Source organism: Ulvibacter sp. 2210JD10-4, from assembly GCF_058148525.1.
Genome location: NZ_JBYVJZ010000001.1, coordinates 716,964 through 738,922, shown reverse-complemented (window position 1 = coordinate 738,922; position 21,959 = coordinate 716,964). Strand labels below are relative to the sequence as shown.

The following is a 21,959-nucleotide window of genomic DNA, read 5'->3' as shown; positions in this document are numbered from 1 at the left end:
ATCTCAAATTATATGCTCACAAGACAACAACTTGTATTAAAACGCATTTTTGATATATCTATTTCGATACTTGTACTTCCGTTTGCTATAATTCCATTATTTTTGCTGTTATTAATAGCAACTTTTAGTACATCTAAAAATGGCTTGTTTGTACAACAGCGTATAGGTAGATATGGAAAACCTTTCGCATTGTATAAAATACGTTCTTTAAAGGGAAGGTATCATGAAGATGCTATCCAGATACACCAGAGTGAAACCAAATTTGGTAGCTGGATTCGCAGGACCAAGTTAGATGAATTACCTCAAGTGTTTAATGTGTTAATAGGCAATATGAGTTGGGTAGGGCCAAGGCCGGATGTATCCGGATATGCAGATGAGCTACAAGGAGATGACCGTATTATTTTGTCAATACACCCGGGAATTACAGGGCCGGCAACGTTAAAATATAAGAATGAAGACGCATTGCTGTTACAACAGTCAAACCCAAAAGAATACAATGATTTGGTAATTTGGCCGGATAAAGTTGAGATAAACAAAACATATATTAGAAACTGGAGTTTACGAAAAGACATATACTATTTATTTGCTTCAGTATTTAAAAAATAAAGATTGCCGCTTTCGCGGAAAATGATATGAAAGAACAACCTACCATTGCTATTATTGGCCTGGGATATGTGGGCCTGCCACTAGCTGTCGCATTTGCTCCAAAATATAAAGTTATTGGTTTTGATATTAATAAAAAACGTGTTGAGGAACTCAATCAAGGGATTGACCATACACTTGAGATTTCTAAAGCACTTTTACAGGAATCATTGACAGTTTCGGAGACATTGGGTCTGGAAATTACAGAAGATCCTTCGGCATTGTCTGAAGCAAATGTGTACATTGTTACTGTTCCTACACCTACAAATAAATATAATCAACCTGTACTTACTCCACTTGTAAAAGCCAGTGAGACCGTTGGAAGTGTCCTTAAAAAAGAGGACATTGTTATTTATGAATCTACAGTATATCCGGGCGTGACAGAAGATATTTGTGTTCCTATCCTGGAAGCTCAGTCCGGTTTGAAATTTAATGAAGACTTTTACGCTGGGTATTCTCCCGAACGTATCAATCCCGGAGATAAAGAGCACACGGTCACTAAAATTTTAAAAGTTACTTCAGGTTCTACTCCCAAATCTGCTAACTATATTGATAATTTATATGCTTCCGTCATAACGGCGGGAACACATCTGGCACCTTCCATCAAAGTTGCTGAAGCTGCCAAGGTGATAGAAAATTCACAGCGGGATATTAATATTGCTTTTGTCAATGAACTGTCAAAGATCTTTCGTTTACTGGATATCGATACACAAGCTGTATTGGAGGCTGCCGGCACTAAATGGAATTTTTTAAAATTTACACCCGGTTTGGTAGGAGGGCACTGTATAGGTGTAGACCCATACTATTTAGCACAAAAAGCAGAGGAAGAAGGCTACAATCCGGAGATTATTCTTGCCGGTAGACGAATGAATGACGGTATGGGGGCTTATGTTGCTCACGAAGTTGTAAAATTAATGATCCAAAAGGAAGCAAAAGTTAAGAACGGAAATGTACTCGTTTTAGGAATTACTTTCAAAGAAAACTGCCCGGATATTAGAAACAGTAAAGTAATTGATGTTATTTCAGAATTGAAGAAATACAATCTCAATGTTGATGTATATGACCCATGGGCAAATGTAGATGAAGTAGAGCACGAATTTGGGATCGAATTAGTTTCTGAAGTTTCAAAGCTTAAGCCTAATTATGATGCCATTATTTTAACTGTGGCACATTCGGAATTCAATAATTTTAAAGTTGATAATTTTACAGCAGACATATCTGTGGTATTTGATGTTAAATCATTCCTTCCGGAGGAAAAAATTGATGGCAGACTCTAATGTTTAAAAACCCTTATCATACACAAGACCTTTCAAAATATAGTTTTCTGGTTACAGGAGGTGCCGGATTTATAGGCTCTAATCTGGTTGACTATTTATTGAAATACGATGCTAAAAAAGTGCGTGTTTTAGATAATTTAGTGACAGGGTCTTTAGATAATTTATCAGAATTTAAAGAGCATCCTGCTTTTGAATTTATGGAAGGAGACATACGCGATAGTAATACATGCAAAAAGGCAATGGAAGGAATTGATTATGTATCGCATCAAGCTGCGTTAGGGTCGGTTCCACGCTCTATAAATGATCCCTTTACTTCAAATGAAGTAAATGTGACCGGGTTTTTAAATATGTTGGTTGCACAAAATGAAAGTGACTCAGTACGCAGAATGGTCTATGCAGCATCAAGTTCTACTTATGGTGATAGTAAAAACCTCCCAAAAGTTGAAAATGTTATTGGGAAACCTATTTCTCCGTATGCTGTAACAAAACTTGTGAATGAACTATATGCAGATGTGTTTTATAAAACATACGGTACACCAACCATTGGTTTACGTTACTTCAATGTTTTTGGCCCTAAACAAAGCCCTAATGGAGCTTATGCGGCTGTATTGCCTTTATTTATGCAAGCGCTAAAAGAAGGCATTCCCCCAACTATTAATGGTGATGGAGAACAAACTCGCGATTTCACTTATGTAGAAAATGCCGTACAAGCTAATGTACGTGCTTTTTTTGCTTCGGAAGCAGCAGTAAATGAAGTGTTTAATGTTGCTTTTGGAGACCGAATTAGTTTAAATATCCTTTGGGAAGAGCTAAAGGCTATTTCAGGAAAAGAAATTAATGCGAACTACGGACCACCTCGAAAAGGAGATGTTCGGGATTCTTTAGCAAATATTGATAAAGCAAGAGATCTATTGAGATATCAACCTTTATTTTCGGTGGCAGATGGTCTAAAAATTACCTGGGAAAAATTTAATACTGTATGAGTAGTAGGGATGAAAAATGGCTGTATGAAATCTCTGCAAAGCGGAAGCTAATTGATATTAATTTTAAAGAAGTCTGGAGGTACCGGGACCTGTTGTTGCTTTTTGTAAAGCGGGATATTACTACTGTATATAAGCAAACTATTTTGGGCCCTTTGTGGTTCTTAATTCAGCCGTTATTTACATCAGTGATCTTTACTTTGGTCTTCAACAACCTGGGAGCTATTAAAACCGGAGCAATTCCTCCATTTTTATTTAATCTTGCAGGAATTACTGCTTGGAATTACTTTAAGTCATGTCTTACAGGTACTTCCAACACGTTTAAAAGCAATCAAAATATTTTTGGAAAGGTGTATTTTCCTCGAGTGATCATGCCAATGTCTATTACTATTTCTAACTTGATCAAATTTGGAATTCAATTATTGATTTTTACAGGTTTCTATATCTACTATGTATATGCGGGACAGAATATTACGGTCAATTCTAATTTGTTTCTCTTTCCGGTATATATTATCATGATGGCATTATTAGGATTAGGCTTGGGGATGACCATATCTGCTTTAACGACCAAGTACCGTGATCTAAATGTACTGGTAGGTTTTGCCACATCTTTATTGATGTATATGTCTGCGGTACCATACCCGCTATCTGAGGCGAAATCTAAATTTCCTCCTTTTGTTGTAGATTTTGTAGTGTATAATCCTTTAACTCAGATTATTGAAGGATTCAGGTATATGTTGTTGGATACGGGAACTTTTAGTTGGTCCGGATTTCTGTATACTTTAGCAGTATGTCTTGGGGTTTTCTTTGTAGGCCTGATCATATTCAACAGAACGGAAAAAAGTTTTATCGATACGGTCTAAAGATAGTTTATAACGACAACCATTAATTCAAAAAACTTGAATAAAAATAATAATATTCGTCTTTTTTTCTGGTCTTCTATTCTGTTTGAAAAGAAACCACACGAAAACTATGGTGATTTACTTTCTAAATATCTGGTAGAAAAGATTTCCCGACGAAAGGTTAGGTATTATAATGCCCCTAAGAAACGTAAAGCTTTCTTTCAACAAAAGCATCTTCTGGCTATTGGGAGCATATTGAGCTATGCTACAAAAAAAACAATGGTATGGGGGAGTGGTATCATTACAAAAAAGGATATGTTTTCCGGAGGAACCTTTTATGCAGTGCGAGGTCCTAAAACCAGAGAACGTGTTTTGGAGTTAGGGTTTAGATGCCCGGAAGTTTATGGAGACCCGGCATTATTACTCCCGGACTATTATCTGCCCAATACCATAAAAAAAACTCATACATTAGGCATCATTCCACATTATGTAGATTATCCAAGAGTAAAGGCTTGGTATCTGGATAGGCCCGAAGTAAAAGTGATCGATCTTATTGGAGATGATATAGAAGTTATTACCAGAGAAATTTTAAGTTGTGAAAGAACGATTAGCTCTTCATTACACGGTGTAATTGTATCCCATGCTTATGAAATACCTTCGGTATGGGTGCGTTTTTCAGACAAGCTTACCGGAGATAATGTAAAGTTTGAAGACTATTTTTTATCTGTAGGCCTGAAACCCTATACAGGAATGCTGATCGAGGATGCCATTTCTTTTTCAGACTTAAAATCATTTTTTAATACTTCTGAAACACTTCCCAAAAAAGAAACCCTTGGAATAATTAAAGAAGGATTGTTAAAAGCGTTTCCGGAGGTATAGCTCTTAATTTTTCAATACTAATATCCCATTCAAATAATTTTTTAACTCTGCATTAAAAGGATTATTTTTAACATGCATTTACATACTCGTTATGTATTGCTTCAAATCAACAACTTTTCATGCAGCGTTTAAAGCAACTTTATACTAAATTACTTTTCTTAAGATCGAAGTTATACAATACGTTATTCGGAAATAGAAACTATCAAAAATTTGTGATCATTAGCAGATCTCGTACGGGTTCAACGCTGCTAATGGCATTTTTACGGTCACATCCTGAAATACACATTGAAGGCGAGATATTTAAAAACCTTGATGGAAAATCTTGCGCACAGGTTTGGGGCGAATTGTTTGCAAAAAGGCCGAAGAAAATTAGACAAGTTGGTTTTAAACTGTTTTATTATCACCCTTTTGATGATGATAAAGAAGTGTGGGATTTTATAGACAAAGACAAAGATGTCTCTATTATACATCTACGCAGAGAAAACCTTCTAAAGGCTTATGTTTCACAAAAAATAGGTGAAAAAACCAAAAAATGGACTGAAAACATTAACAATCAGGAAGTGATTAAAGATAAAAAAGTGATATTAGAGCCTGAAGCCTGTGTTGAGGTTTTTGAAAAAATAAGCAATTATGAGAATGAAACACGTGAACGATTTGGTTCCAGGCCTAATTATATGGAGATTACTTATGAAGCATTAGCGCAAGACAATCAAGGCGAGATGGTGCCGGTATTTCAACGACTGGACTTACCTCCGCATACTGTAAGTGCCAAGTTGAAGAAACAAAATCCGGAACCATTAAAGAATTTGATTGCTAACTATGATGAATTATTTGGGTATCTTGAGAACACGAAATGGAGGTATTTAATGAATGATCAACTCTAACTATGAATACTATTTTAAAAGCTGAAAATATAAGTAAACAGTATCGTTTAGGGTTAGTGGGTACAGGGACATTGACTCATGACCTGAACCGTTTGTGGCATAACATTCGCGGAAAGGAAGATCCCTATTTAAAAGTAGGAGCGGTGAATGACCGAAGCGCTAAAGCGACTCAGGATTATGTATGGGCCTTACAGGATATTAATTTTGAAGTAAAAGAAGGAGAAGTTCTGGGGATCATTGGTAAGAACGGTGCAGGAAAATCTACTTTGCTAAAAATCCTTTCTCGTGTAACCAGCCCTACCACTGGAATTATAAAAACCAAAGGGCGAATTGCATCACTGTTGGAAGTAGGAACAGGCTTTCACCCTGAATTGACCGGAAAAGAGAATATTTTTTTGAATGGAGGTATTTTAGGGATGACCAAAGCTGAAGTTAGAGGTAAGATCGATGAAATTATTGAATTTTCAGGATGTGAGATGTATATTGATACTCCGGTAAAACGTTATAGTAGTGGGATGCGGGTACGTTTGGCATTTGCTGTTGCGGCACACCTAGACCCGGAAATACTTATTGTTGATGAGGTATTGGCTGTTGGCGACAAAGAATTTCAAAAAAAGGCCATTGGTAAAATGCAAGACATAAGTCATGGGCAAGGACGTACCGTACTTTTTGTAAGTCATAATATGGACTCTGTACAAAGCCTTTGTAATAGAGGGATGGTTCTTGAGGATGGTTTTATCATGTTTAGAGGGGATGAAGCAGAAGCAGTGAAATTCTACACTAAAAATCAGCAAAAAAGAGTTACAGATTATTTAGAGTTTGAAAATAAGGGAAATGATTTTGCCAATATTCATTCTATTAGTATTAATAAAGGATCGGATTATTTAAGCCCTTCAGATGATATCGTAATAGAAGTTGAATTTGCTTTGCTGCAAGAGACTTCCAAAAGAGTAGATATCTCAACGTCATTTCTAAATGATTCAGAATTGATAATCTTTAATACTGGTACTGGGTTATTACCACAATCACCCATTGAAAACATTAAAAATAAACGACAAAAACTTATATTCAAAATTGAAAGCCCCAAATTGAATAGTGGAGTTTACAGTATTACGCTAAGAGTAATTGAGAATATGGCAGGTGTTGCAAAATTAAGAATTGATAATATCATAAGTTTTGAAATTAGAAACATCATGAACAGTGAGGTTTTTATTAAAACAAATGGGGTCATACAACCTTCAATTACAATAACTAAATCTATATGATTATTACAGACCACTTTGTAATGATTAACTTTCCGAAGACTGGAAGTACGTTTGTGAGAAATGTTTTAAAACAGATACATTATAATTATTCCTATTTAGATAAAACTTTTTATACTATTGGGATAAAAAAGAAACCTTACTTTGAGAATCTTTGGCTGCCAAACATAAAAACCACCTCCTTTAGAAAAAACAAGAATGATGAACATGGTGTTTGCTTTCAGATTCCTGAAATACATAAAACAAAAAAAATATTAAGCGTTAAACGAAATTTGTTTGAAAGACATATCTCTGCGTATGAGTATGGTGATTGGAAAATTGCTCCTTGGGTCGAAGAAGTAGAACTTATAAAAAGATTCCCTAAATACCCTGAATTAAGTTTTAAAGAATACGTATCACTCTTGCTAGAATATAACCCTTTAGAAAAACATCCGGAGGTTAATCGTAAACTTCCCATAGGCCCGGCTTCCAGCCAATTTATATTATTTTATTTCAAGCAACCTTTTGAGGTTTTAAAAAATATTGATAAGGAATACATCGAATCAAATCGGTATAAAGAGGATATGTATGATGTTCATTTTTTGGACCAAAGCAATTTAAATCAGGAACTTTATTCTCTTTTGAAGAATTTGGGCTACAAGAGAAAGTCTATTGAATTTATACTTGAGGCAAAAAAACAAAATAGATCTACGCCAAAAGGAAAATCTATAGAAGATTATTATACAAAGGATTTACTACATTTAATCAAGGAGAAGGAGCAGTTTCTTTATAATATTTTTAATGACTACTATGTTTAATAAGAAGCAACAAAAAGTATTTTGTATTGGAACCGGAAAAACCGGAACCACTTCTATTGAAAAAGCTTTACGAGAATTAGGTTATAAAATTGGTGATCAGCATAGTGGCGAGTTACTTCTTATTAATTGGTACAAACGAGATTTCGATAGCATAATAAAACATAGCAGAAGTGCAGAAGCTTTTCAAGATATTCCTTTTTCTCTACCATATACATTTATGTTTTTAGATCAATATTTTAAAAATGCGAAATTTATATTAACTGAAAGAGATAGCCCGGATCAATGGTATAATTCTCTCAAAAGATTTCATTCAAAGCTATGGTCAGATGGAATAAATGTTCCCACAGCTGCCGATCTCAAAAGAGTAAAATATTGTTATGAAGGCTTTGCTTATGAAGCTCATAAATATTTGTATAATACGCCAGACAATGATCTTTATAATGAAGAGGTTCTGAAATCATTTTATATTCGACATAATAATTCAATAAAAGAGTATTTTAGGAGCCAACCTGAAAAACTAATTGTAATGAACGTTTCTAAAGAAAATGACTATAAGCGATTATGTGACTTTTTAAAAAAGGAACCTCAGAGAGATAATTTTCCTTGGGAAAATAAAACGAGTTAATCAGTATGATCCCAGTAACTAAAACATTTCTACCTCCAAAGGAGGAATATTCTGAATATCTAGATAGAATTTGGGAGAAGCAATGGATTACCAATAGAGGTGATCTAGTTTTGGAATTAGAAGACAAATTGAAGAAACACTTAAATGTGTCTAATATCCTGGCAGTAACCAATGGAACCTTACCTATTCAAATTGCTATTAAGGCTTTAAAACTAGAAGGTGAAATAATTACAACTCCGTTTAGCTATGTAGCTACAACTTCTAGTATTGTTTGGGAAGGTTGTACTCCTGTTTTTGTAGATATTCATCCAGAATATCTTACTATAGATGAAACAAAGATTGAAGATATGGTTACTAGTAAGACATCAGCCATATTAGCTACTCATGTTTATGGAAACCCCTGTCATATATTAGCAATTGAAGATATTGCTAAAAAACACAACTTAAAGGTAATTTATGATGCAGCACATTGTTTTGATGTAACTTATAAAGGACAATCAATATTTAATTATGGAGATGTGAGTACTTGTAGCTTTCATGCCACTAAGTTATTTCATACCGGAGAAGGAGGAGCACTTTTCACTAAGAATGAAACAATATTTGATACATTATTTTATCACCACAATTTTGGACACAAAGGACATGAAAAATTCTATGGAATTGGAATTAACGGAAAAATGAGTGAATTACAAGCAGCTATGGGATTGGCGGTTTTACCTCATGTAGAAGAAATAAAAACAGAAAGAAAGAAAATTAGTACTACATATACCAACGCTTTTAGTAATTTGAAAGAGATTCAATTGTTAAAATGGAGAGAAGAAACTGTTACAAATTATGCCTATTTTCCAATAATTTTCAAAGATGAAGATGTTCTATTGCTAGTTAAAAAACAATTAGAAAAAAAACAAATATTTCCAAGAAGGTATTTTTACCCGGCATTGAATACGATACCATTTTTAGAATATATTAAAATGCCTATTGCTGAATCTATTGCTAAACGTGTACTCTGTCTTCCTTTGTATTATGGTATGTCTTTAAATGATACTCAAAAAATAATTGAAATTATAAAATCCAGTGTATGAAATTAGCAATCATGCAGCCTTATTTTTTTCCATACATTGGATATTTTCAATTAGTTCATGCGGCAGATAAATTTATTTTTTACGATGATGTAAATTTCATTAAAAAAGGATGGATCAATAGAAATAATATTTTAATAAATAATGAAGCCTATCTTTTCACAATTCCTTGTAAAAATATTAGTCAAAACAAACTAATAAATGAAATTCGTATAAACTTTGATACTGATGAAAGAAATATATTTCTTAAACGTATTGAATTATCGTATAAGAAAGCACCTTATTTTGATGAATTTTATCCTTCACTAAAAAAATTTATTCTTCAAGAGGAAAGTGAATTTATATCTAATTTAGCAGCAAATAGCGTAAAATTTATTAGTAAATATCTTGGTATCCAAAAATGTTTTACTCTTAGCTCTGAGATTCATTCAGACTCTCAAGGTTTAGAGAAACAAGAAAGGCTAAAATATATTGCTAAAAAGGAAAATGCATCTGGGTATTTAAATGCAAGTGGGGGGAGAGCAATTTATGATAAAGAAAGCTTTGATGAAATAGATATAAACTTAAACTTTCTTTCTACGAATAATATTAAATACCATCAGTATGGGGCTAGTTTTGTACCTTGGTTATCAATCATTGATATAATGATGTTTAATAATATTGATCAAACAAATAAATTAATACTTCAATATAATATTGAATAGCTTATGAAGTCGAAGAAGTATTTAAACATAGCAAAACATTACGAGGACTGCCTTGATAAGCATGGGGATAGTCATAAAGGGGTGGATTGGCCTAACGAAGAAGATGCCTCTGTTAGATACCAAGTAATGCTTGATCTTATAAAAAAAGAAGGCTCTATTCGCTTATTGGATTTTGGTTGCGGGGCAGCCCATCTTTATGAATATATATTAGAAAATGAAAAGCGTTATCAAAGTATTAGTTATTCTGGAGCAGATATTTCCGAAAGATTTATTTCATTGAGTAAAAAGAAATTCCCTAATAATGATTTTTATTGTTTAGATATATTAGAAGATGATTTGTCTATCATTGAAAATTTTGATTACGCAATCTTGAATGGTGTATTTACTGAAAAAAGAGATCTTACATTTGATGAGATGTGGCTGTTCTTTAAAAAAATAATTACTGCCATATTTAGTAAAGTTAATAAAGGAATAGCTTTTAATGTAATGTCTAAGGCTGTAGATTGGGAAAGAGAAGATCTTTTCCATCTTTCAACGGATCTTTTAATAGATTTTATGACAAAGAATCTATCTAGAAATTTTGTAATTAAAAATGATTACGGTCTATATGAATATACGGTATATCTATATAAATAACAGTTATGGCTAAAGTTATCATTTTTGGAGTAAAAGACCTTGCCGAATTGGCTCATTATTATCTTACTACAGATTCTGAACATCAAGTGGTGGCATTCACTGTTCATAAAGAGTATAAACCTGCTGAAAACTTTAAAGGACTACCTATTGTAGACTTTGAAACCATTGATCAAGAGTATTCACCAAATGATTACAAATTGTTTGCACCAATGATCGGTACAAACATGAATAGATTAAGGGAGAAAGTGTATTATGAAGGAAAAGATAAGGGATACGAGTTTATCTCATATATAAGTTCTAAAGCAACACTCTTTGATAATGAAATTGGCGAAAACTGTTTTATTCTAGAGAACAATACAATTCAACCATTTACTACCATTGGTAATAATGTAATTTTATGGAGTGGCAATCATATTGGACATCATGGAGTTATTAAAGATCATGTGTTTTTCACTTCCCATGTAGTTATGTCTGGTCATTGTATTATTGAACCCAATTGTTTTTTTGGGGTTAACGCTACTATTAGAGATGGATGTCATATTGCTAAAGGCACCCTTTTGGCAATGGGAGCTTCACTTACTTCAATTATAACTGAAGAATGGGGGCTATATATGGGAAATCCTGCAAAGTTAAAAGAGGGAAAAAAAAGTTTTGAAGTTTTTTAAAGATGGAGAATAATTGGACTAAAAAAGGGTGTATTTATAAAGTGGATGGCAAATTTGACTGGAATAAAAGCCACAGTCAAGTTCCAATTGTTGATAAAATATCTGAAGATACTTTACGAATTTATTATGCATCTCGTGATATTGAGGGGAGAAGTAGAACGAGTTTTATTGAAGTTGACGTAAAAAATCCTCTAAAAATAAATTATGTCCACAGCAAACCAATTTTAGAGCTAGGTGAAAGAGGTATGTTTGATGACTCAGGTATTATGCCAGCATGTATTGTAAATGTAGATGACAAAAAATACCTTTATTATATAGGCTGGACCACGAGAGGAACAGTCCCTTTTAGCAACTCTATAGGACTTGCAATAAGCATGGACGGCGGAAAAAGTTTTAAGAAACAATTCCAGGGACCTGTTATTGGTATAGGACCACATGAACCTTATTTTACAGGAACATGTAATATAATTAAAAAAGATGGATCTTTTTTAGCCTATTATCTAAGTTGTGTAGGCTGGAAATTTATAGAAGGGAAAAAAGAACCATTTTACGATATAAAAATTGCTTCTTCTATCGATGGTCTAAAGTGGGATATCTTGCAGAAAGTTGCTGTTCCATTGCTTGATCATGAGGGAGGTATAGCAAGTGCTTCAGTAATAAAAAGTAATGATAAATTTATGATGTGGTTTTCTGTGAGAGGATCGTCTGACTATAGAAAAAACACTAAGTCCTCATACAAAATTGGATATGCAGAAAGCTTGGATGGAATAGAATGGGAAAGAAAACAAGAGAATGTAATACCACCTGGTAACGAAGGCTGGGATAGTCAAATGATTGCGTACCCTAATGTAATTAAAAATGGAAATATGTTGCAGCTCTATTATAATGGTAATGGTTTTGGAAAAAGCGGATTTGGTTATGCAGAGATGAAATTAGAACCATCTTTTTCAGGTTAGATTAATTAATTTACAGATTATGGCAAAAGTATTTTGCATAGGGCTTTCAAAAACGGCTACTATTTCATTAGAAGTAGCTTTGGGAGAATTAGAATATAATGTTTGTAAAGGACATTTCGAGAATAATCATACAAATTACTTAATAGACTTATTCATTAATAAAGATTTTAAAGAAATTGATAGTGTAATTAGTTGTTTTGATGCGTTTGCTGCTCTTCCTTGGGCAGGTACAGATTTCAAAAAGATTAATAGGATAATTTACCTCTTTTTCAAAGGAAAATAAATGGAGCAAAATAATTCTCTTCCCTTAGTTTCAGTATGGATGGTTACATACAATCACGAAAAGTATGTTTCAGAAGCTATAGAAAGTATACTAAATCAAAAGACTTCTTTTAATTTTTCAATTATTATTGGAGATGATTGTTCTACAGATAATACAGTAGAGATTTTGAAAGAATATCATAAGGAATATCCTGAAAAGATAAAACTCATACTTAATGATAAAAATTTAGGTGCAGCCAAGAATGCTTTAAGAGTTTATGGAGAATGCAAAGCAAAATATACAGCAATGTGCGAGGGAGATGATTATTGGACCGATGCTTTGAAACTCGAAAAGCAAGTTGAATATCTAGAATTACATCAAGAAGCAGTAGGCTGTTTTCATAATTCCATTTGTGTTGATAAGGATAACAAACTAATTAAAGAAAAATATTTCAACAATACCAATAGAATTAGTTACGATCAAGAAGCAACAATAAAAGATTTGCATAGTACATATTCAACTGCATCTTTGGTCTTTAGGACTCAAGCTTTAAAAGATCAAATGGAGATATTTTCGAAGATGGTTTCAGATTTTATTCTTGATTTTGTAATTACCGACTTTGGAGAACTACATTACATTGATAAAGTGATGTCTGCTTATCGTATCCATTCAGGTGGGATTTGGCAGGGAAGTACAACGACATATAATTTAAAGGTAGCTCTTGAACGATTTTTATTTTTATTCAGTATTCCCAAGTATAAAAAAAAATACAATACTTATTTATGGAAGGAGATACTTACCTATTACAATAAGATTATTGCTTTGTCTGATGACCTAAAAGAAAAAAAGAAATATAGAAAAGAACAATTACAGTTTTTGAATTTTGGAGAAATAAGAACATATTTTTATTTTATAAAAAAAATGGGATTAGTTATTCAGAAAAGAATCAAAAGATTTGTGAAATGATTTCAATACTTTTATAGGATCTTAACCGTATTCACTTATGAAGAAAGCATTAATAACAGGAATCACTGGACAAGATGGGGCTTATTTGGCCGAATTGTTGCTGACAAAGGGATATGAGGTACATGGAATCAAGCGCAGAAGCTCTCTTTTTAATACCAATCGTATAGACCATCTGTATGAAGACCCACACGAAAAGAAAGCTAAACTTTTTTTGCATTACGGCGATCTAAGTGATGCTATGAATATTACGCGTATCATTCAGGAAACACAACCTGATGAGATTTATAATCTGGGAGCTATGTCTCATGTGCGTGTAAGCTTTGAAACACCAGAGTATACAGCTGATGTAGACGGATTAGGAACACTCCGAATTCTGGAAGCAGTTCGCTTATTGGGACTGACCAAAAAAACTAAAATATATCAAGCTTCTACTTCAGAGTTGTATGGGCTGGTGCAAGAAACACCACAAAACGAAAAAACACCATTTTACCCTCGTTCGCCCTATGGTGTCGCAAAACTATATGCTTATTGGATCACGGTCAATTACAGGGAAGCCTATAATATGTTTACCTGTAACGGAATTTTATTCAATCACGAATCGCCTTTACGAGGAGAAACCTTTGTTACCCGAAAGATTACACGTGCTGCCAGTAGAATTGCACTGGGATTACAGGATATTTTGTATTTAGGAAATCTGGATGCGCAAAGGGATTGGGGCCATGCCAAAGATTATGTGGAAGCAATGTGGTTAATGTTACAGCAGGACATTCCGGACGATTATGTAATTGCTACGGGTGTGACCACTACGGTACGTGATTTTGTGGAACTGGCATTTCAGGAAGTTGGAATTAGCTTGCATTTTGAAGGAACAGGCATTGACGAAACCGGGACTGTAGCAGCTTGCAACAATCCTGAATATCAAGTGGAAATAGGTACAGTAGTAATAAAGATAGATGAACGTTACCATCGTCCAACCGAAGTAGATCTATTGATTGGAGATGCTTCCAAATGTAAAGAAAATCTGAACTGGGAACCCAAATATAATTTACAAAGTTTGGTAGAAGAGATGATGCAAAGTGACCTTGAATTATTTAAAAAGGATGAATTTTTGAAAGGCGGTGGATTTGACACTTTACAACGACACGAATAGCATGCAGAAAGACGCTAAAATATATGTGGCAGGGCACAATGGGATGGTAGGTTCAGCTTTAGTACGAAGATTAAAAGCAGAAGGCTATACCAATTTATTATTACGAAGTTCTCAAGAACTTAACCTTAGAGAACAAGAACAGGTACGCTGCTTTTTTGAATCTGAAAAACCTGATTATGTTTTTTTAGCTGCTGCTAAAGTGGGTGGAATTGTAGCGAATAACACCTACCGAGCTGAATTCCTGTATGATAACCTCATGGTACAAAATAACGTGATCCATCAAAGCTATGTACACGGTATAAAAAAGTTGTTATTTTTAGCCTCTTCCTGTATCTACCCCAAATTAGCACCCCAGCCTATAAAAGAGTCCTATTTACTTACCGGAACATTGGAAGAAACCAATGAACCCTATGCTATTGCTAAAATAGCTGGAGTAAAGTTGTGTGAAAATTATAATAAGCAATATGGCTGTAATTTTATTTCAGTGATGCCCACCAATTTATATGGACCTAATGATAATTACGATTTAACTAACTCACACGTATTACCGGCATTGCTTCGAAAGTTTCACGAAGCGAAAGTGAGCGATCTACCTTCAGTAGAGGTGTGGGGCACCGGAACACCTAAGCGGGAGTTTTTACACGTAGATGACCTGGCTGTAGCTTGTTTACATCTTATGAATACATATAAAGGAAACGTTTCTGTCAATATTGGTACCGGAAATGATATTTCAATTAAAGACCTGGCCCAATTGATACAAGAAATAGTTGGCTTTAAAGGTGAATTGGTATGGGATACCAATAAACCGGATGGTACACCCCGTAAATTATTAGACGTATCGCTAATTCATAGTTTGGGATGGAAACATACGCTTTCTTTAGCCGAAGGCATTAAAAAAGTATATCAGGAAACCTTTTTACAGACCTTATAAATTATTAACCGCTTGATCTCAATTATTACTATAAATTATAACGATGCTTCAGGTTTGCAAAACACCATTAAAAGTGTTTTAAATCAGACCTACAAACAATATGAACACATTGTGATTGACGGTAACAGTACGGATAGTAGCAAAGAGGTTATCAGCACGTATAAAGCACAATTGTCCTATTCAATTAGTGAACCCGATAGCGGTATTTATAATGCTATGAATAAAGGCATCCGTTCCTCTAAAGGAGAGTACTTATTATTTCTAAATAGTGGTGATACATTGGTGGACGCAGATGTACTTGAAAAAGCTTCAAAGTTTATTTCCGGCGGAAAAGCAATTTATTACGGAAACTTGTTATTAGAAAAGAATGGCATTCAACGGGAGCTTGTATTTCCAAAGGTACTGTCTTTCAGTTATTTTTATTACAAAGGGTACGTGCCACACCCGGCTACGTTTATCAAAAAAACACTTTTTGATTCAATTTCGATGTATAATGAAACATTGAAGATTGCTTCAGATTGGGAGTTGATGGTCTGTGCTATTTGTAAAAACAATGTAAGCTATCAGTATATGAATACTCTTATTTCAAATTATGATACCAATGGTATATCGAGTGATCCAAGACACCGGCAACTTCTACTGGATGAAAAACAATGGATTCTTGAAACCCATTTTCCATTATTCTTAGAAGATGCTAAAAACTTACAAGAACAAAATGAATTATTGATCACTAACAGGTTTAACTTATTGAAAGGATTGGAAAATCATGCCTTTGCACGTAAAATAATCACTTTTTGGTTAAAAATGTTAACAGCGTTATTTGTTAGAAAAAAATAGCCCCAAAACCTTAAACTGTATGAGTTCCTTTAAAAAAAAAATAAAGAAGACCTGGCTGGGTCACTTGGTAAAACGAATCTTGTATGGGCCTTCTAAAAAACAAGAGTTTTTAGGCTCAGAGTCGTATTGGGAGCAACGTTATAGGGCTAATGACAATTCAGGTGCAGGAAGTTATGGCCGACTTGCCGACTTTAAAGCTGAAACCCTTAATGCATTTGTAAAAAAATTTGATGTTGAAACCGTCATTGAATTCGGAATGGGAGATGGCAATCAGTTGAGTCTGGCAGAATATCCTAGTTACAAAGGTTTTGATGTTTCTCAAACAGCTATCGATTTGTGTTTAGAACGATTTAAAGGCGACACAACTAAACAATTCTATAGCATGGATGCTATTGACCAAAAAGATGCACAGGCCGAATTAGTTTTGTCTTTAGATGTGCTATATCATTTGGTGGAAAATGAGGTATTTCACAGTTATATGAAACGACTTTTTAGTACATCTACCCGATATGTGATTATTTACTCCAGTAATTATGATGATCATTCTGCTCCTCATGTTAAATCTAGAGAGTTTACCCGTTGGATAGACGAACATATTGCTGATTCCTGGATATTGAAAGAAACTATAAAGAACCGATACCCATTTGATGCCAATAATCCAGATCATACTTCTATGGCAGATTTTTACATTTACGAACGCAATAAGTAGCTTATAAACACTTATCTATTGGATAAAACAATTGTATATAAAACCAAAGCATTCCCAACAGTTTCAGAGACCTTTGTAGTCTACAATATAGTACAGGCGGTTCGTGAGGGGTTTGAGATAGCAATTGTTACTGATTCTATTAACCAAAAAGAACGTACTGCCTTATCAGAATTAATAGAAGAGTATGCTCTCTTGGAAAAAGTACAAAGTCTTTCGGTACCTAAAAATAAACTGATTCGTTTAGGAAAAGCACTAAGCTATTTAGTTCACCCCTTACATTTCTATTATTTTATACGTTATGTTTTTCTGAAGAGGAAAATTAATCTTTCCTATAGTTATTTTTTACAATTTTATAGACCCTATAGAGATGTCGCAGTTTTTCACGTTCATTTTGCTGATGCTGTATCTCCTTTATTTGAATTGAAGCAAATAGGGTTTTTACGTGCCAAATTGGTTGTAACCTTTCATGGCTATGATGCTCATTTTCTTCCGGAAGAAGGTGAGTTATTACAATTAATAGCAAACTATAAAGCTCATGCCTCATATATTACCGTCAATTCACAGTACTTAAGAAATATCCTAGTTGTAAAGGGATTCCCGGAAAATCTCATCAAAATAGTTCCTATTGGAGTAAACATGGATCATTTTAAGATCACTTCCGAAAAGGTTACAAAATCCAAACCATTTGCGGTAATTACAGTTGGGAGATTGATTCCTTTAAAAGGACAACATTTAGGTATTCAAGCCATCAAGATCTTACAACAAAAAGGATATAACATACGCTATACTATTATTGGAGAAGGACCAGAAAAACAAAATTTGAAAGATCTAATAACTGAATTGGATCTAACCCAACAGGTTGTGTTAGCAGGTGCAAAAAATCATACTCAACTAAAAGAAATTTTCAACGAACACTCAGTTTTTTTAATGACCTCTACTATTGATGACCACAAAAGAAGAGAAGCATTTGGAGTGGTTTCGTTGGAAGCTCAGGCAATGGGATTACCTGTTGTAGGTTTTGAGTCTGGAGGTTTTCCTGAAACTATAATAGATGGCACTTCCGGGTTTTTGGTGCATGATAGAGACGTGGAAGCTTTAGCCACCAAAATTGAGAACTTAATGTGTGATGAAGCGCTATTAAAAAAAATGAGTACTGCTGCTATAATTCATGTAGCAGATCATTACGATCTTCAGAAAACAAATAAGAAGTATATTGACTTGTATTTGGATAGATAAATAGTAAACACAATAGGTATAATTAGTATTTTAGTACATTAAACATCACTAGAATGAGATCATTTCGGGTTCCGGGATATTGGAGAATAGAGAAAAAATTGAAACAAGCCCGGATGTCTTACATTTCCAGAAATGTTTTTGTAGAGCCTCTTGAAAATTATTTGATTTTTAGTGACCCAAGGGGAGGTAGTACCTGGCTAGCTGAAATTGTTAGGAGTATTACACAACAACCCATTATTTGGGAACCTCTTCACCTAAAAGTTAAGGAATTTAAAACACTAAATTTTGGTTGGAGGCAATACATTCCTGAAAATGAAAACTGGCCTGAAGCCAATGCAGTTTTTGACCAATTATTTAGTGGAAGATTATTGAATGATTGGCTGATAAGCGAAACCAATCCAAAGGAATTACTAAAAGCACAGCATTTTATTATCAAGTTTTGTAGAGGGAATATGTTACTGCCTTACCTTACCAAAAATTATTCTTTTGAAAACAAACCAATTCATTTAATTCGACACCCGTTTGCAGTAGTTTCTTCACAATTGAAACACGGAGCATGGGATGCCAATTTCAAAAATTTTAATATTCCGGATATCCCCTACAATGAAGTCTATACCCAACATAAAGAATTTCTTTCTTCCTTAACTACACATGAGGAAGCGTTGACCGCAACATGGTGTATTACCAATCAAGTAGCTTTAAATAACCCCAGAAACAATAAGGATTGGATCACTTTAAATTATGAAGCGTTACTATTAGATTCTAGATCGGTAATTGAACGAGTACTTAATGAATGGAATATAGATTGTGACTTGGATACCATTGAATTGACAAAAAAGAGCTTTACCACAAAAAAAGGAAGTCCTGTTTCTGGTAAAGCACAACTAAGCTATTGGAAAGAAAATCTTTCCGAAGAACAAATTTCCAGAATGAAAGATGTACTTACTTATTTTAATCTCAAGGAATATTCAGATGCGGTGGAACCATTGTTCGTTTATAATTAAAAAAAAACAGATACAGATTGTTACCGCATATCGTGCAAAATCTTATTAGTATCTTTAGAACGGCAAGTAACCCCTGAATAGATTAATGGACCCTCTAGTTTCAATTATTATCCCAACCTATAACCGAGCTTCTATTATTGGTGAAACCTTAGATTCTGTGATAAGCCAAAGCTATGGACATTGGGAATGTATCGTGGTTGATGATAGAAGTACCGACGCAACCGCTGAGGTGTTGGAGACATACCTCAAAAAAGACTCCAGATTTCAGTATTTTCAACGCCCTTTAGATCATCCCAAAGGTGCAAATGCTTGTAGAAATTATGGATTTGAAGTAAGTAAAGGAGAATTTATTAACTGGTTTGATAGTGATGATTTAATGCTTCCAGATTTTATTCAATCAAAAATTAACGCATTCGAATCTTCATTGGATTTGACAATTTGCTCCGGTTATTTTGTGGATGAAAATTTTGAGAACCAACAGCCTATTCCATTGATTAATACTGAAAATATCTATAAAGATTTTGCTCTTTGGCGATTGCATATTTTTACGCCTTCAGTTTTGTTTAGAAGGAATTTTTTGGAAGGGAAAGCACTTTTTGATACAAAGATCAAAAAATTTCAGGATACTGAATTTTTTTCGCGGATGTTCTATGAGCTCGATACAGAAAAGTTTAAAATAGTAGATGAATACTTGTTTTTATACCGAAGGCATTCTGATAGTAAATCGTCTACAGACGAACAATATATTTCTGAAGAACAAACATCCATCGCATATATTTACTTAAGCAAATTAAAAGCCGGATTGGAATTACAAGACAAAGAGATCGCTGATTTTTTTTATAAAAAGACCATTGCATTATGGTTTAGAGCATTTCGGAATAAACATCAGGAGAATAAGAACATCATTAAGAAGGAGTTGAAACAAATACTTACAGGTGCAAACAAGCCAGTATATTTTAGAATTAATAATGTATTTGCTATATGTAACCTCTTACAAAGACCAAGTTATAAACTAAAAAAGTATTTAGAATCTCTACCGATAAAAGCAAGGATAAGATGATACCCAAAAAAATACATTACTGTTGGTTTGGTTACAATCCTATGTCTGCTATAGCGCAAGACTGTATCAACACCTGGAAAAAACATTTGAACGACTATGAATTTGTATTGTGGAACGAAGAGAATACAGACCTTTCGCACCCTTTTGCTGCTTATGCTTATGAGAATAAGAAATGGGCATTTGTTTCAGATTATGTTCGTTTACATATACTTCATGAATTTGGTGGTATCTATCTGGATACCGATATGTTTGTGCTGAAAAATTTTGATGACCTGTTGTACACACAATTTTTTATAGGTGCCGAGCGGGAAGACCTACTAAGTTGTGGCGTCATAGGTGTTGTTCCAAAGCATCCAATAATAAGAGAATCACTTGATTATTATAATGCGCATCCGTTAACTGAAAAATACTTTCGTTTGGCGATTCCTAGAGTTTTAACACGTGCCATTCATAAATTATATCCTTTTGAAAATCTTACTTTTAATACAATTACCACAATAAAAGATAGTATTACTGTGTATCCAAAAGATTATTTTTACCCATTGCCTTTTATAAAAGATATGGCACTACCAAAAAACTTTGTGAAATTTGCGGTCCCTGATACTTATGCCATTCATTTGTGGGAAGGTTCGTGGATGAGTTATTCAGAATTTCAATACATAAGGCGTAGAGAATATAGTAAAGGATTTAAAATGATTTTCAGAAATTGGAATCGAGATTCTTTTTCAATCTCTTACATTCGTAAAATACTAAGTAGCTTTAAAGCTTCTATGACCCGAAAGTATGTTTAGCATTGTTATTAGAAATAAAAATGAAGGAAAAGCACTTCAGCAAACACTCAAAATCTTAAGGAGTGTTTACGTTGATGTTATTTCGGAGATCATTGTGGTTGATAATGAGTCTACAGATGATAGTGTAGCTATTGCTAATTCCTTTTCCTGTAAAGTACTTACTATTTCAGATTTTACCTATGGAAAGGCTATCAATATGGGAATAGCTGCGACAACACAACCTTATGTACTTTTGTTAAGTGCTCACGCCGTACCTGTAGGAAGCTCATTTTTTGAAAATACAAAAGCAGTGATACAATCAGATCCTGCTATAGCGGGTATACGTTTTGTTAATTCATTTCAAAATTACAAATATGCTGTTTCCACAAATTTTGTAATTACTGATGGTGGAAAACATGGATTGATGGCTGCTTGTGCGCTTATCAATAAAAAAGTTTGGAAAGAAACCTCTTTTGATGAAGATTTGATTGCTAATGAAGATAAAGCATGGTCTAAGGCGGTCATTGCTAAAGGATATAAAGTTGTAGCAGTGAACGAAACCTATTTCTATTACGCCGAAAGAAATACCGATGGTAACATAAAACGTTGGAAGATAGAGACACTTGCCTATCATCAAGTTAATGAGATACCATTTCCCGGCTATGGAAGGATCATCACATCGTTTTTGTATAAGGTTTTTATAAAGAACCCATTTCACCTTTTCAAAACATTTGGGCAAGACATTAAAAAACTAAGATTAAAATTTGCCATGAAAAAAGAATTGAATAAAAATCGTTAAAATTTTA

Annotated in this window: 25 protein-coding genes; all 25 read left to right on the top strand. The window is 33.9% G+C overall.

All coding sequences use genetic code 11. The features are described from left to right. Positions 1-12 precede the first annotated feature (12 nt). The 25 genes from ACY2RT_RS03680 (at position 13) to ACY2RT_RS03560 (ending at position 21,952) form a co-directional block, all read left to right on the top strand. Entirely contained in the window at positions 13-606 is a 594-nt protein-coding gene (locus tag ACY2RT_RS03680; RefSeq protein ID WP_490154522.1) for a sugar transferase, read from the top strand. Between the two features lie 26 nt (positions 607-632). After that, complete coding sequence (locus ACY2RT_RS03675) at positions 633-1,919, top strand: nucleotide sugar dehydrogenase (RefSeq protein ID WP_490154521.1); 1,287 nt, start codon at positions 633-635, stop codon at positions 1,917-1,919. After that, complete coding sequence (locus ACY2RT_RS03670; RefSeq protein WP_490154520.1) at positions 1,919-2,902, top strand: SDR family oxidoreductase; 984 nt, start codon at positions 1,919-1,921, stop codon at positions 2,900-2,902. Before ACY2RT_RS03675 ends, ACY2RT_RS03670 begins: the two co-directional genes overlap by 1 nt. Further along, complete coding sequence (locus ACY2RT_RS03665) at positions 2,899-3,762, top strand: ABC transporter permease (RefSeq protein ID WP_490154519.1); 864 nt, start codon at positions 2,899-2,901, stop codon at positions 3,760-3,762. The genes ACY2RT_RS03670 and ACY2RT_RS03665 overlap by 4 nt, the downstream gene beginning before the upstream one ends. A gap of 36 nt (positions 3,763-3,798) precedes the next feature. Next, on the top strand, positions 3,799-4,620 hold the full coding sequence (locus tag ACY2RT_RS03660; RefSeq protein WP_490154518.1) for a polysaccharide pyruvyl transferase family protein: 822 nt from the start codon (positions 3,799-3,801) through the stop codon (positions 4,618-4,620). A 119-nt stretch (positions 4,621-4,739) separates the two neighbouring features. Beyond that, the gene (locus tag ACY2RT_RS03655; RefSeq protein ID WP_490154517.1) at positions 4,740-5,504 is read left to right on the top strand and encodes a hypothetical protein; all 765 of its coding nucleotides are present in this window, start codon (positions 4,740-4,742) and stop codon (positions 5,502-5,504) included. 2 nt (positions 5,505-5,506) lie between these two features. Then, the gene (locus tag ACY2RT_RS03650; protein WP_490154516.1) at positions 5,507-6,769 is read left to right on the top strand and encodes an ABC transporter ATP-binding protein; all 1,263 of its coding nucleotides are present in this window, start codon (positions 5,507-5,509) and stop codon (positions 6,767-6,769) included. Further along, positions 6,766-7,563: a hypothetical protein gene (locus ACY2RT_RS03645; RefSeq protein WP_490154515.1), complete on the top strand. Its 798-nt coding sequence runs from the start codon at positions 6,766-6,768 to the stop codon at positions 7,561-7,563. The genes ACY2RT_RS03650 and ACY2RT_RS03645 overlap by 4 nt, the downstream gene beginning before the upstream one ends. Next, positions 7,556-8,188 (top strand): sulfotransferase family protein, encoded by a 633-nt coding sequence (locus ACY2RT_RS03640; RefSeq protein ID WP_490154514.1) that lies wholly within the window; start codon positions 7,556-7,558, stop codon positions 8,186-8,188. Before ACY2RT_RS03645 ends, ACY2RT_RS03640 begins: the two co-directional genes overlap by 8 nt. 5 nt (positions 8,189-8,193) lie before the next feature. Beyond that, the gene (locus ACY2RT_RS03635; RefSeq protein ID WP_490154513.1) at positions 8,194-9,270 is read left to right on the top strand and encodes a DegT/DnrJ/EryC1/StrS family aminotransferase; all 1,077 of its coding nucleotides are present in this window, start codon (positions 8,194-8,196) and stop codon (positions 9,268-9,270) included. Beyond that, positions 9,267-9,971 carry a WbqC family protein gene (locus ACY2RT_RS03630; RefSeq protein WP_490154512.1) on the top strand — a complete coding sequence of 235 codons (705 nt, stop codon included), beginning with the start codon at positions 9,267-9,269 and terminating at the stop codon, positions 9,969-9,971. The genes ACY2RT_RS03635 and ACY2RT_RS03630 overlap by 4 nt, the downstream gene beginning before the upstream one ends. Before the next feature lie 3 nt (positions 9,972-9,974). Next, positions 9,975-10,607, top strand: coding sequence for a class I SAM-dependent methyltransferase (locus tag ACY2RT_RS03625; protein WP_490154511.1), 633 nt, complete (start codon positions 9,975-9,977; stop codon positions 10,605-10,607). 5 nt (positions 10,608-10,612) lie between these two features. After that, a complete protein-coding gene (locus ACY2RT_RS03620; RefSeq protein ID WP_490154510.1) occupies positions 10,613-11,272 on the top strand; it encodes an acetyltransferase in 660 nt (219 codons plus the stop codon). Between the two features lie 2 nt (positions 11,273-11,274). Next, positions 11,275-12,228, top strand: a complete 954-nt coding sequence (locus tag ACY2RT_RS03615; RefSeq protein ID WP_490154509.1) for a glycoside hydrolase family protein — start codon at positions 11,275-11,277, stop codon at positions 12,226-12,228. A gap of 19 nt (positions 12,229-12,247) precedes the next feature. Continuing rightward, positions 12,248-12,511 (top strand): sulfotransferase, encoded by a 264-nt coding sequence (locus ACY2RT_RS03610; RefSeq protein WP_490154508.1) that lies wholly within the window; start codon positions 12,248-12,250, stop codon positions 12,509-12,511. Beyond that, positions 12,512-13,456: a glycosyltransferase gene (locus ACY2RT_RS03605; RefSeq protein ID WP_490154507.1), complete on the top strand. Its 945-nt coding sequence runs from the start codon at positions 12,512-12,514 to the stop codon at positions 13,454-13,456. 37 nt (positions 13,457-13,493) lie between these two features. Next, the gene (gene gmd, locus ACY2RT_RS03600) at positions 13,494-14,606 is read left to right on the top strand and encodes a GDP-mannose 4,6-dehydratase (protein WP_490154506.1); all 1,113 of its coding nucleotides are present in this window, start codon (positions 13,494-13,496) and stop codon (positions 14,604-14,606) included. A 1-nt stretch (position 14,607) separates the two neighbouring features. After that, the gene (locus ACY2RT_RS03595; protein ID WP_490154505.1) at positions 14,608-15,537 is read left to right on the top strand and encodes a GDP-L-fucose synthase family protein; all 930 of its coding nucleotides are present in this window, start codon (positions 14,608-14,610) and stop codon (positions 15,535-15,537) included. Positions 15,538-15,549: 12 nt separating this feature from the next. Further along, positions 15,550-16,374: a glycosyltransferase family 2 protein gene (locus ACY2RT_RS03590; protein ID WP_490154504.1), complete on the top strand. Its 825-nt coding sequence runs from the start codon at positions 15,550-15,552 to the stop codon at positions 16,372-16,374. 19 nt (positions 16,375-16,393) lie between these two features. Further along, positions 16,394-17,083 carry a methyltransferase domain-containing protein gene (locus ACY2RT_RS03585; RefSeq protein WP_490154503.1) on the top strand — a complete coding sequence of 230 codons (690 nt, stop codon included), beginning with the start codon at positions 16,394-16,396 and terminating at the stop codon, positions 17,081-17,083. A gap of 18 nt (positions 17,084-17,101) precedes the next feature. After that, positions 17,102-18,319: a glycosyltransferase gene (locus ACY2RT_RS03580; RefSeq protein WP_490154502.1), complete on the top strand. Its 1,218-nt coding sequence runs from the start codon at positions 17,102-17,104 to the stop codon at positions 18,317-18,319. A gap of 53 nt (positions 18,320-18,372) precedes the next feature. Next, complete coding sequence (locus ACY2RT_RS03575; protein WP_490154501.1) at positions 18,373-19,323, top strand: hypothetical protein; 951 nt, start codon at positions 18,373-18,375, stop codon at positions 19,321-19,323. An 85-nt stretch (positions 19,324-19,408) separates the two neighbouring features. Then, positions 19,409-20,383: a glycosyltransferase family 2 protein gene (locus tag ACY2RT_RS03570; protein ID WP_490154500.1), complete on the top strand. Its 975-nt coding sequence runs from the start codon at positions 19,409-19,411 to the stop codon at positions 20,381-20,383. Then, positions 20,380-21,174, top strand: a complete 795-nt coding sequence (locus ACY2RT_RS03565; RefSeq protein WP_490154499.1) for a glycosyltransferase — start codon at positions 20,380-20,382, stop codon at positions 21,172-21,174. The genes ACY2RT_RS03570 and ACY2RT_RS03565 overlap by 4 nt, the downstream gene beginning before the upstream one ends. Next, on the top strand, positions 21,167-21,952 hold the full coding sequence (locus ACY2RT_RS03560) for a glycosyltransferase family 2 protein (RefSeq protein WP_490154498.1): 786 nt from the start codon (positions 21,167-21,169) through the stop codon (positions 21,950-21,952). Before ACY2RT_RS03565 ends, ACY2RT_RS03560 begins: the two co-directional genes overlap by 8 nt. The last annotated feature ends 7 nt before the right edge of the window (positions 21,953-21,959 follow it).